This window comes from Chroococcidiopsis thermalis PCC 7203 (assembly GCF_000317125.1).
GTDB lineage: Bacteria > Cyanobacteriota > Cyanobacteriia > Cyanobacteriales > Chroococcidiopsidaceae > Chroococcidiopsis > Chroococcidiopsis thermalis.
In genome coordinates, this window is sequence record NC_019695.1 from 5,198,866 (window position 1) to 5,210,730 (window position 11,865).

General features: G+C 38.3%; 10 protein-coding genes. 5 read left to right on the plus strand and 5 right to left on the minus strand.

Annotated elements, in window-relative coordinates:
* Nucleotides 1-77: 77 nt before the first annotated feature.
* From CHRO_RS22620 to CHRO_RS29975, 5 genes are all read right to left on the minus strand, one after another.
* Nucleotides 78-944 carry an ABC transporter permease gene (locus CHRO_RS22620; protein WP_015156553.1) on the minus strand — a complete coding sequence of 289 codons (867 nt, stop codon included), beginning with the start codon at nucleotides 942-944 and terminating at the stop codon, nucleotides 78-80.
* A gap of 340 nt (nucleotides 945-1,284) precedes the next feature.
* Nucleotides 1,285-2,049, minus strand: coding sequence for an FkbM family methyltransferase (locus tag CHRO_RS29970; protein WP_015156554.1), 765 nt, complete (start codon nucleotides 2,047-2,049; stop codon nucleotides 1,285-1,287).
* Between the two features lie 3 nt (nucleotides 2,050-2,052).
* Nucleotides 2,053-3,315, minus strand: coding sequence for a glycosyltransferase family 4 protein (locus CHRO_RS22630; RefSeq protein WP_015156555.1), 1,263 nt, complete (start codon nucleotides 3,313-3,315; stop codon nucleotides 2,053-2,055).
* Between the two features lie 385 nt (nucleotides 3,316-3,700).
* The gene (locus CHRO_RS34545) at nucleotides 3,701-3,835 is read right to left on the minus strand and encodes a hypothetical protein (RefSeq protein ID WP_281168603.1); all 135 of its coding nucleotides are present in this window, start codon (nucleotides 3,833-3,835) and stop codon (nucleotides 3,701-3,703) included.
* Between the two features lie 579 nt (nucleotides 3,836-4,414).
* Entirely contained in the window at nucleotides 4,415-5,275 is an 861-nt protein-coding gene (locus CHRO_RS29975) for a DUF3102 domain-containing protein (RefSeq protein ID WP_015156557.1), read from the minus strand.
* A 939-nt stretch (nucleotides 5,276-6,214) separates the two neighbouring features.
* Between CHRO_RS29975 and CHRO_RS22640 the strand changes: the two genes are divergently transcribed.
* The 5 genes from CHRO_RS22640 (at nucleotide 6,215) to CHRO_RS22660 (ending at nucleotide 11,503) form a co-directional block, all read left to right on the plus strand.
* Entirely contained in the window at nucleotides 6,215-7,345 is a 1,131-nt protein-coding gene (locus CHRO_RS22640) for a glycoside hydrolase family 99-like domain-containing protein (protein ID WP_015156558.1), read from the plus strand.
* A complete protein-coding gene (locus CHRO_RS22645; protein ID WP_015156559.1) occupies nucleotides 7,333-8,277 on the plus strand; it encodes a glycosyltransferase family 2 protein in 945 nt (314 codons plus the stop codon). Before CHRO_RS22640 ends, CHRO_RS22645 begins: the two co-directional genes overlap by 13 nt.
* A gap of 130 nt (nucleotides 8,278-8,407) precedes the next feature.
* A complete protein-coding gene (locus CHRO_RS22650) occupies nucleotides 8,408-9,367 on the plus strand; it encodes a hypothetical protein (protein ID WP_015156560.1) in 960 nt (319 codons plus the stop codon).
* A 55-nt stretch (nucleotides 9,368-9,422) separates the two neighbouring features.
* The gene (gmd, locus tag CHRO_RS22655; RefSeq protein WP_015156561.1) at nucleotides 9,423-10,502 is read left to right on the plus strand and encodes a GDP-mannose 4,6-dehydratase; all 1,080 of its coding nucleotides are present in this window, start codon (nucleotides 9,423-9,425) and stop codon (nucleotides 10,500-10,502) included.
* Between the two features lie 65 nt (nucleotides 10,503-10,567).
* A complete protein-coding gene (locus CHRO_RS22660) occupies nucleotides 10,568-11,503 on the plus strand; it encodes an NAD-dependent epimerase/dehydratase family protein (protein ID WP_015156562.1) in 936 nt (311 codons plus the stop codon).
* Nucleotides 11,504-11,865: the final 362 nt, after the last annotated feature.

Here is an 11,865-nt window from a genome sequence, read left to right on the forward strand (position 1 = left end):
TAGAATGAGTTTTTAGCAAGAGGTAGATCGATCGATTTAAGTACTTAAAATTCTGCTTCTCGAAAATTTAATTTCTTTTAAGAACTTATTCTCTCAACTACAAAAGGCATTGCTAAACGATATACTAGCCACCCTAAGAGCAATCCTATGATGGCAAGAAGACTGACAAGCCAAAATCCAAATGGATTTGATACCACACCTGTTGTCGTTAACTCCCGCGTCGTTACTAGTAAAGGAGTGACTGGATTCAGTTGTACAAGTGTTGCTAATCCTCCTCCGTTAGGAAGTGGATAAACTACTGGCGTTAAAAATAGCCAAAAGCCAGTAATGTAAGTAATCCCTTTGAGAATGTCGTTATATAAAACTCCTAGAGGTGCTAGTAGCAAACCGAAACATGTTCCTAGTATGACTAAGTGAATTAATGCTACTGGCGCTAAGATCGCAGTCCAACTTACTGGGATCTGATACCACAAAAACAACGTTATAATTAAAATTAACTTAATAGCAAAACTAAAAAATATCTGACCTAGTTTAGCTAGAATTAGTGCTTCTCGCGGAAAATTAATTTTAACCAACATTTGCTTTGCACTAGTAACTGCTTGAATAGGGCTAGTTAGTGCTTCTACGAATGTCTGCCAAAGGGTCATACTAAACATCACGTAAGCTGGATAAGGCATGTCTGTTGCTCCAATATTTACGATATTGGTATTGTTAGCAAAAGTGAAGCCCAAAGCTGTGATAATAGGTGGAATTACAGCCCAGCAGATTCCAAGTAAGGACTGGCGATATTGAGCGCTAATGTCTCGCACCATTAACTGCCATGCTAGTTCCCGAGAAGCAAGTAGATCTCGCGCCATCTCTTGACATAGCCGAACCGGATTTCTCAGTTGGCTATCGGGCTTGTAAACTACCTTAGACAATTTTTGGTTAACTAATCGAGTCATCTGCGGCTGTTTACCCCTTGTTTTATATATAAATTAGCTAGAATTCTAGATTAGCTTTTCAATTTCTCGCTCTAAGTTTTAATCTCTTCTTGAGTTAGTCGAAAGTAAACTTTTTTCAATATTGGATGGCTTTAGATGTTGTTTACATGCTATTCTGGAGAGTGAATGATGTCGATACCATAAAGTTCAGTCCTAAGAGACTTGAATGACATTCATCTCTAAGTTGTAAAGATTGCTAAATTTTGTTCAAAAAAACACACTGTTCGCGCCGAACAAAATGAGAAAATAACGAACGCTAAAGCCAGAGCTTCTATTGAATTAATTCTGTCTTTACCTATACCTATTGCATTTTCACAAAAATATCTCCATAATTGTATTCCTGGCGAGAACGAAAACTATTAGGAAAAGACTTAAGAAATTCTTTGACGGGTAACCATTCTTGAAATGTAAACAGTAACGTTTCTGCTGGCGTAATGTTAATATGTAATTCTCCAAGGTGCGACAAGTAGTCAATACAGGCAAGGGTTTTATCAATATTATCTTGCTGAAGATGGTATTCAAATGAAATTAGCGGTATTGGTTGTGTTAATCCCTTTAAAACTTCATACTCCCATCCCTCAACATCGATCTTGCAGTATCGTGGTTTGCCAAATTTAGCGATCGCGCGATCGAGAGTCACTACAGGTACATAAATACTAGATACAACCTCACTTACTGTCCAATTCTGGTCTAGGCTTGAGTGAGCGTGGTGAGTATGAACGTACAATTCAGTAATTCCAGGTTCTGCACCAACGGCGCATTCACATTTGGCTAATTTGCTACGATAGCGACTGCATCGTGCCGCAAGTTCTTTCATACAGTTAGGTTGTGGTTCAAATGCTACCACTCTCATACCGGCTTTGAAAAGTGCTTCTGTCTTCTCTCCAATGTTTGCACCGATATCGAAGCATAGGCTGTCGGGTTCTAATAGCTGAGAGTAGAAGGTGACTTCTTGATGAAATTTTACTAGACGCTCTTGTTTTAGCAATCGCCAATATAATGTTCGAGCTGGGTGATACAACCGATTAGACTGGTATAGATGTTTTATGGTAGAAAGGTTTGCCATATCTCAATTCCTAATAATTTTGTAGCCTACTCCAGGCATGATAAGTGTATTGTCAGTACACAGTTCAACCTTTTCAGAAGGTGTAGACAAATCTTGTTTTCTCTCCAGCATCTCAGTTATAAGTTCTCTAGCTTTGGCTACTGCAACCTGCCAATTTAAACGCTCTTGGTATTCTGAGCGTGTAGCTTTTGCTAGCCGAATATACAGATCGAAATTGCGAAAAGTCTCTTCAATGTATGTAGCATATGTAGAAGCGGGCGTGCTTGCTGGAAAAGACACACCATTTTTTCCGTTTTTAATAATGGTGGGAATACCACCCACGGAACTCGTAACGCAAGGAATACCAAATGAACAAGCTTCACATAGAACGCAACCGTAAGCCTCTGCACGCGCTGGATGAACCAAAAAGTGAGATTGTTCGAGTAGATGCTGCAACTTTGTACTGCCTTCACTGGTAAACTTATCTACCCGTCCGTGAATGCGAACTTTATGACTGATTGCTGGATCGACTGCGAAGTCTGAACCGATAATATCCAACGTCGTAGGAATGCCCCTCTGATTGAGAATACGACAAATCTCAATAGCTGTATCACCACCTTTGCGTTCCCACTCAATACCAATAAATAGTAAGCGGCACAAATCGCGCGATCTGCCAGTGATATAACGCTCAGTATCTTCTGAACTCACTACAAAATCATGGTTTGCACCAAACGGTACTACTGCGACTTTGGCAGATGGAATACCGTAAGTTGAAGTCGCAGTTTTATACGAACATTCAGAGGAGAATATATTTAAGTCTGCACGATTCATCGCCTTACGTTCGTGCTTATGAGCCCACTCAACGCTGAGGGGATGAAGATTTGAGTATACTTTGTAAGCGTCTTGTATGTCAGCAAAGTTAGCATCTCGCCAATAGACAAGTGGAATACTAGGCGGAAAGTAAGCCATCACAGTAGAATCTTGAGCGAGCAAAACATCTATTTTTCGATCGGCAACTAGCTGCTCTGCCTGCCGCGCCATTTGCTCTAGAATCACAGGATGGTATTTACCATAGACATGTGGGCTAAACACTTTTAACCGATTAAGTACTTTAATCCCAGTGTTCACAGACTTAGCTATTAAGTTCTGTTGAACTGGACCAATATATTCAACTCGATCTCCTTGAGCTTCAAATTCTTTAAGAACATGCCATATAATCCCAGAAAATGCTCGGCGGCGAATCTCTGGATCTGCTAAATTCCATCGAGAAACAAATCCAATTCTCATTATTAACCTACTACAATCATTTTAGTTGCTTGTGAATCAAACGAGTTTTCAGTTAAAGGTTAAAAAATTGCGATCGCTAATCAGGATAGATTTATCTATACTATACTTGATATACATATATACGCTCGAAAAATTTTATTTTTAAAGTTTGGGGAAACGTTACGCTTATGATAGCTGTTAAGCTCAGACTTTGTTGATATGGAAAAGTTCTGATATTTTATGAAGGATAAGCAACGCTATGAATATATGGCGGTTCTATTTGAATTACGAACATCTAATTGAAAGATTTAATAGTTGATATTGGGTAAGTACGCTGACAATATATTATTCACTTTGCAATTGGTTGAGAAGCCTATAAAACTATCTATAAGTAATAGAACTTATCTTATTCTTGAAGTTCTACAAAAAACTTACCATGTTCTCCACACACTAATTCTGCCACGGTAGAATTACTCTCAATAATTTGTTGTCGATCGCCTGAGTTACTCATAGGAAACAGAAATAATTTATGTTTTCCCATATACCATAACCGTCGATTACAATAGGGACAGTAAATAGGTGGAATGTTTCGATCTTGTTCACAGTGCTTTTCAAGCATAAAAGAGTATAGTTGAATAAGGATATGTGTTGATGACAAGGAGTACTTTACTTTGAAGGAAAATACTCGTTGTCATCCTTGTCTTTTGCGATCGGTTATTATATTTCAACATTTATCACCTTTAACTCAAATGAAATTACTATGCGTACACGAGATAGTAATTTCATTTACACTAGAAATATAAGTTGAATAACTATAGCAGTTCTAAATGATTTATAAAGTATGCTTCTAGCCTGCGGCAGGCTGGAAGCCTGCTCCACGTTCATGAATCAAATAGGATTGCCACAGTAAATATATTGTTAAATTCACGGCTTGTTTAAAAGTAATATAGGTTAATAAAATATTGGATTTATTTTGTTTGAGTTTAAATTTAAAGAGCTAATTAAAAAAACATTGTAAACGATAAAAGCAAAACCTATTTTTTCAAACTAAATATGCAGTAGCTCATAGAAATAGCTACTACCTAACATTTTAGACCAAGTGGTTCAATTCAATATCAGGCTAATTGTTTAACATCCGAAGCTCTGAAGGAACGCGCTCGGCGATCGCATACCAAACAGAAAGAATTTGAGCGTCAGTCAGACGCTCTATATGATTAATAAAAATCTGACAAAGCACGTCAGTATTATTATTAGCTAATAATGAGATTGTAGAGAGGTTAGCATTAGCTACGGTGTAACTCAAATGATTTTCATTCGAGTTTTGAAACAGCGATTGACCATACATGATTGGTTCTGAGGTATGGCTTTCAGACTGTAGTTCTTGCTCATCTATTAGTAAATTAGATGTAGGTACGATAGAAACAGAAGTAGGTTGCTGTGAAAAACTTACTGCTGAAGACCGATCTTTTTCTAAAGTTTTAGCTTCAATGTCAATTGTAGTTGATTCGGGTTCAGGTTGGATTACTTTTTTATATTTTTGAGTAATTACCTTAGCTTTAGAGTAAGTTATTGTCTCTCCTGAACTAGCGCGACGGAGAGCCTCTTGACGAGCTACTTCAGGCGTAGAAGGAGCAGCCAGAAGATAGAGGGCAGAATTAGCAATATTTAAATGGGTAAAATTTACACATTTAAACTGTTCGCTGACTTGGATGAATTTGGTTGAAGCAGAGACACTCCAATCAAATTCAGCTTTTAGCCACTTTCGGAAACGTCCATGTTCTAGCTGTTGCTTAACTGCTCTCAACTTTTGTCCGATATGAATAATATCTTGAGAGGTACGACGCATTAAACTTTTGATCTCAGTGGTATTTTGCTGAATAGCGGCTCGCGTTTCACTGTCTAGTTCAGCATAGTTAAAAGTAACTATCTCAGTAGTAGATGATAGTTCTTGCAATTCAGAAGATAGCTGAGTTGAAGCCATAGTATTCTCCTTCTCTCAGAATTAAAAAATGCCAGAGCTATTGATGTTGCATTGAAGTATGGATTTTATTTAAGGAACAGCTCTTCATATAAACAAACTACTAATTTTAAATATGCGGAGTCTATTAACTACTGTCCAGTGGGGAAAGTTCAGGTATCTTATAGTAGTCGGATAATAGTATTATCAAGTGAATAGTAAGTTCATAGAATAAAAACTATTTATTACATTGTTGTTGTTGCGATCGCTAAATTACTAATATTGGCTCAAATAGAGAACTGCGGTTTTTGTTCAAGTACGTATCTTTTTTGTGAGGGAGCGCGAAGGTACATAAACAATTAAAAAAGAATATTGGGATTTGCAAGGAGGTGCGATTACTATGGAATCTAGAATTCAATAATTCTGAAATAGAAAACTAGTTATACTTAAACTTCTCAGTTCATAGTGAATGCTCTCTCTAAAGTTATAGATAATTGTTCTTTCTGCTACAGGCAATAAAATTTTATAAACTCTGGAACCGTTCCTGAACTTTCCTGTATCGACAACCTTTATAGAGAGGGAAATAATAGAATGTGTTTACTCAAACAGCACTCTTTATTTTTTTGCCAATGAAGAAGGCAAACATAGCGAATGCTTTATGTTATTCATGATGCTCGGCAAATTCAAATAAATTGCGCATCTGTAGAAGACTTACGAGTTATTGTAAAATCTTGAATTCAATCGGATTTGCGATAGTAATGAAGTCAGTGCATCTAGCTCATGGAACCTAGAAGGCTAGCGTCATAAAAAATGTTATTAATTAAGTTTTTCAAACTCAATTTTCACCATACTCTGTTGAATTCATCCAAAACAGCTTACTTACTGGTTTAGCTCCAACTAATTGTTCTGACAATTTGAACAAATAGTATTGATTTAACAAAATTTATTATTTTTAGCTGTGATATGCAAGCTCGCCTAATTGCTTTTTACCTTCCTCAGTATCACCCTATCCCAGAAAATGATGAATGGTGGGGTAAGGGATTTACTGAGTGGACTAACGTCACTAAAGCTAAACCTTTATTCTCAGAGCATTATCAGCCTCATTTGCCTGCCGATTTGGGCTTTTATGATTTGCGTCTATCTGAGACTCGTCAGGCTCAAGCAGACTTAGCTAAAGAGTATGGAATTTATGGCTTTTGTTATTATCACTACTGGTTCAATGGCAAGCGTTTATTAGAACGCCCTTTCAATGATGTTCTAAATTCTGGAAAACCAGATTTTCCTTTTTGCCTTTGTTGGGCGAACGAAAATTGGACGAGAAGATGGGATGGTAAAGAGCAGAATTTGCTATTCAAGCAAGTTTACAGCGAGGAAGACGATAGGCTACACATGCAGTGGCTTGCTAAGGCATTCTCAGATCCTCGATATATCAAAGTTGATGGTAAGCCTTTATTTTTAGTGTATCGAGCTACTAAATTACCAAATCCGAAGCAAACCGTAAAAGTTTGGCGTGAGGAGGCAAAAAGACTTGGTGTTGGAGAAATTTTCCTCTGTAGAGTCGAAAGTTTTGCTAGCGAACAAGAAAATCCAGGATTGATTGGCTTTGATGCATCTGTGGAGTTTCAACCAGACTGGACTCAACTAGGTTTACCTCTGCAAAAAGGTAGGTTTTGGCATCTAGCTAGAAAGTTAGGACTAGCCCATCAAGCTTATGGAACTCACAACATATATGATTACTCTACTGTTGTTCAACATATGCTTGCGAAGCCAAATCCAAGCTATCAGCGATTTTCCTGCGTTACACCATCATGGGACAATACTGCACGCCGTCAAGCTGGTGCAATAATTTTTCAAAATTCTACACCTCAAGTTTACGAGTCTTGGTTAAGAACGATTGTTGACAAAACTTTAGTCAATAACTACTCTACCGAGAAAATTGTTTTTATCAATGCTTGGAATGAGTGGGCTGAGGGTAATCATCTTGAACCTTGTCAAAAATGGGGACATGCTTATTTAGAAGCTACTCGAATGGCACTGAGAGATAGGAAAACTGACTTTACAACCTCCTTATTAAGAGAAACATGCCTAAAGTAAGCGTTATTATTCCAAATTATAATCATGCTCAGTTTCTCGAACAACGCATCCAAAGTGTCTTAGATCAAACTTATCAAGATTTTGAAATTATTTATTTAGATGATGCTTCTACAGATAATAGTAATGAGGTATTTGCAAAATTTGCTAACAACTCTAGGATTCGAGCAATTTACAATCAAACGAATAGTGGCTCTCCATTTAAACAATGGAATAAAGGAATTCGTTTAGCACAGGGAGAGTATATTTGGATTGCCGAGTCAGACGATTACGCAGATAAACGACTGCTTGCAGAGCTGGTTGACAAGCTAGATAATAATCCTACAGTTGGGTTAGCCTATTGCTTGTCATGGTTTATTGATGAGCGCGATCGCTCTATATTTAATAGTAAGGATTTACTCTATTTCCCCGACAAGGAACGATGGGAGAAAGATTTTGTAAATAATGGAATAGATGAATGTAGTAAATACCTAATTTTTGAAAACATAATTCATAACGCTAGTGCAGTTTTGATCAGGCGTAGTATATACGAAAAAGTAGGATACGCAGACGAATCTTTGCGGCTCTGTGGAGATTGGTTGCTGTGGGTAAAAATGCTTCTAGTTTCTGATATCGCTTTCATAGCAGAAACGCTTAACTATTACCGCGCCCATTCAGAAACAGTAAGATATGAAGCTAGTAGAAATGGGGTCTTTGCAGAGGAAAGCTATCAGATTGTACGTTATATTTTAGCTAATATAGACTGCCCGAAAGAGGTTGTCGAGCAAGTCTGCGAAACGAGAATTCATCGATGGTTGAAAATCATGTTTTCCAAGAATGAGAAAACATCTTGGGAACGCCAATACAAGATCTATAAAGTTGCTAGCACGGTAGACTCAAAGCTTAATTTTAGGCTTACTAAAAAAATTATTAAAAAGCTTTTAGTAAACGTTTAGTCTTGAAGCATTCAGTATAGTTCTTGCTTTTTCCCGCTTGTAGCCTAAACCTTTTATCCTAACGTCAGTTTGTTAGTACTGAATGAAAGAAGAATAACTTACCGACCTAAAAAAAGAAAGGATAATCTTTATGAAACTTGCAAGCTCAATCCGGTATGGTGGTCAATTAGTGGCAGCAGAAGAATGTAGTTATGATGATTTTTTATTATTAGGTCTTCATTGCCCAGAATGTCAGGAACCTGTTATCCTCCGAAATACTTATCAACGACAACTCCAGAATGGAAAAATCGTTAACATAAGTGCTGCATTTGTTCATAGAAAAGCGATCGATCCAGCCACAGCTCAATTATGCCATTTGCGCGTCAGTCGTTACGATAAAACAGAGATCGAGCATCGTGCTTCGATCGCCAGGGGTCAACGAGAAAAGCTCTTAAATATGTGGTTTTGGGAGGTCTTTGGTGCTTATAGTCCTTCGTTTAATATGTATAAAAATCTTTTACAAAAAGAGGGTTTTCCCAAACATTGGTCGCCAAGGCTAAAACTCTTTAAGCGATACGTTAAGGAAAATAAACAACAGATTCTCAAAACTGCTAAACTGCTTGTGGAGAGATCTCCAAGCGTTCTTGACAGAGCCACTTTACTAAATCCTTCTCCTGATGCAAAAGAGCAAAAAAATCATTTTTTAAAAGTTGCTAGGCGTGTTAGTAAACTTAATATCGAACTACACTTAGCTATTTGTTCAGAAGTTTTAGATTTTTTATCACAACCTCGCTCTAACGACCTACTCCTCAAGGTTGCAATGTTGTGCGTATTAGCAACGCACGCGAGTGAAGATAGCACCTCGCTAGCAATAGAAGAAGTACTACCGATATCATGGTTTGTATCATGGTTAGTTTTCACCCCATGGGCAGATGAATTTGCTAAATTATCTGAAAAATCTCGTCCAGAAGAACATACTACACAACAGCTCAAACAGGCAGAAAAGGCTCTGAGGCGTATGGTTAGACAGTGCAGAGCTAGAAAACAACCTTATGATGAGGCTCAGCTCAGGGAGCAGTTACTTTCTACTGCTTCAGTTGCTAGAAATTAACTCGACTAACGTAATAACTTACAGATTTAGATTAAAGATATAAAAGGTACTGAGGATGCAAAAACAAAAGCGCGCGTTAATTACTGGCATCACAGGACAAGATGGCTCTTACCTCAGTGAGTTTTTGCTAGAGCAGGGCTATGAAGTGCATGGTATTATTCGTAGAACCTCTACATTTAATACTGACCGAATCGATCACATCTACGAAGATCCGCACCAGAAGGGAGCGCAGTTATTTTTGCACTATGGAGACTTAACTGATGGCACTACATTACGTCGCATTTTAGAAGAAGTTCAACCAATAGAAATTTATAATTTAGGCTCTCAATCCCACGTGCGGGTGAGTTTTGACTCGCCAGAATATACTGTAGATTCGGTGGGAATGGGAACGCTACGCTTGTTGGAAGCGATTCGCGACTACCAGCATAGAACTGGAATTCAGGTACGGTTCTACCAGGCAGGATCTTCAGAAATGTTTGGTTTTGTGCAGGAAGTACCGCAAAAGGAAACCACACCATTTTATCCACGTAGCCCCTATGCCTGTGCTAAAGTTTACGCCCACTGGCAAACAATCAACTATCGCGAATCATATGGGCTATTTGCTTGTAACGGCATATTGTTTAACCATGAAAGCCCGCGACGAGGAGAAACTTTCGTCACTCGCAAGATTACACGCGCGATCGCTCGGATTGTCGCTGGTAAGCAAAAAGTTCTCTACTTGGGCAATCTAGATGCTAAAAGAGATTGGGGCTATGCCAAGGATTACGTCAGAGCCATGTGGATGATGTTACAGCATCCACATGCAGATGATTACGTCATTGCAACCGGTGAAACCCACTCGGTGAAGGAGTTCCTCGATCTCGCTTTTAGTTATGTCAATCTGGATTGGCAGCGTTATGTGGAATTTGACGATCGCTACCTCAGACCAGCGGAAGTAGACTTGTTGATTGGAGATTCTACCAAGGCACAACAACAACTGGGCTGGAAACCTTTAATAACATTTGAGCAATTAGTAGCCTTAATGGTAGAAGCCGACTTAAGAGCTATAGGTCAAACTTCACCTAACTGTAGTGGTACGTATGCGATCGAGGATATTGCCACGATTCGGCATGAAATGATTTCTTCCCATAACTAAAGTAGTCAGAAAATGACCTGTCGAAGTCATTATTTTTTTTATCTAATTGAGGTTGTTATCAACCAATGGTTACTCAATCGAGATCGGTTTTAGTAACAGGCGCTGCCGGCTTCATTGGTCGATACGTCTCCCGTTACTTTTTAAGGCAAGGTTGGACTGTTATCGGTATCGATACTTCTTCTGTTAAACATGCTTCCCTACTCAACTTATCAGCCTATTACCAAATTCATCTGCCAGATATGGCATTAGGCGATTTGTTACAAAAACACTCGCCTCAAGTTTGCATTCATTGTGCTGGTAGCGCCTCCGTTAATTTATCTGTTACAGATCCAGCTAAAGACTTCTACGCTAATACAGGAGTGACATTTGAGCTACTTAATACTTTGCGTCTTAATGCTCCAGATTGTCGGTTTATCTTTTTATCGAGTGCAGCAGTTTATGGAAATCCGCAGTCACTACCTGTGAGTGAATCTCATTCTCCTCTGCCAGTTTCACCATATGGATTTCATAAATGGCAGTGCGAACAATTGTGTTTAGAGTTTACCAATGTTTATGGTTTACCAACTGCTAGCGCTAGAATTTTTTCAGCTTACGGTCCTGGTTTACGACGACAGGTAGTCTGGGATATTTTTCAAAAAATCATTACGCAAAGGTCGCCAACGTTACAAGGAACGGGTCGAGAAAGCCGTGATTTTATTCATGCTATTGATATCGCTGCGGCTTTATTTGTTATTGCCACTACTGGCTCTATGCAGGGTGAAGTTTATAATATTGGTAGCGGTCGTGAGGTGACTATTGCAGAGTTAGTAAGTCTAGTTCTAGATACACTGTGCTACGACTGTAATCCGGAGTTTGACGGAGTTGTACCCACAGGTGTACCGCTTTATTGGAAAGCAGATACAACAAAATTAAGTACTTTAGGATTCGATCCAACTGTGAGTTTGGAACAGGGCATTAGCTCTTTTGCAAGCTGGTGTCGTGCGGAGTTAGTAGGGGTATGACTTATATGTATACTATGATGCATAATAAGTGGCATAAAAAATTAATCTATCTATAGTAGTTCTAAATGATTTGTAAAGTAGGCTTCTAGCCTGCGGCAGGCTAGAAGCCTGCTCCACGTTCATGAATCAAATAGGATTGCTATAGAAGATATATGTCTCTAACCCGAGGCGGACATAAATATATTATTTGTTTGAGATAACAAAACAATTAGATAGATTGATGTACAAATCAATTAATACTAACGATGAAGTTTCGAGGCTCGACCTGCTAATACACTAATCCAGTCAAGCTCGATTAACAATACATTTATTTTTACAAATTAACTTTTTTATTTTGCTATTGTTTGCTATTATTTAAAGTA

Excerpts from the sequence above, each read along its gene's own strand:
- CHRO_RS22620 (WP_015156553.1), bottom strand. The coding sequence starts at position 944 with ATGACTCGATTAGTTAACCAAAAATTGTCTAAGGTAGTTTACAAGCCC.
- CHRO_RS29970 (WP_015156554.1), bottom strand. The coding sequence starts at position 2,049 with ATGGCAAACCTTTCTACCATAAAACATCTATACCAGTCTAATCGGTTG.
- CHRO_RS22630 (WP_015156555.1), bottom strand. The coding sequence starts at position 3,315 with ATGAGAATTGGATTTGTTTCTCGATGGAATTTAGCAGATCCAGAGATT.
- CHRO_RS34545 (WP_281168603.1), bottom strand. The coding sequence starts at position 3,835 with ATGGGAAAACATAAATTATTTCTGTTTCCTATGAGTAACTCAGGCGAT.
- CHRO_RS29975 (WP_015156557.1), bottom strand. The coding sequence starts at position 5,275 with ATGGCTTCAACTCAGCTATCTTCTGAATTGCAAGAACTATCATCTACT.
- CHRO_RS22640 (WP_015156558.1), top strand. The coding sequence starts at position 6,215 with ATGCAAGCTCGCCTAATTGCTTTTTACCTTCCTCAGTATCACCCTATC.
- CHRO_RS22645 (WP_015156559.1), top strand. The coding sequence starts at position 7,333 with ATGCCTAAAGTAAGCGTTATTATTCCAAATTATAATCATGCTCAGTTT.
- CHRO_RS22650 (WP_015156560.1), top strand. The coding sequence starts at position 8,408 with ATGAAACTTGCAAGCTCAATCCGGTATGGTGGTCAATTAGTGGCAGCA.
- gmd (WP_015156561.1), top strand. The coding sequence starts at position 9,423 with ATGCAAAAACAAAAGCGCGCGTTAATTACTGGCATCACAGGACAAGAT.
- CHRO_RS22660 (WP_015156562.1), top strand. The coding sequence starts at position 10,568 with ATGGTTACTCAATCGAGATCGGTTTTAGTAACAGGCGCTGCCGGCTTC.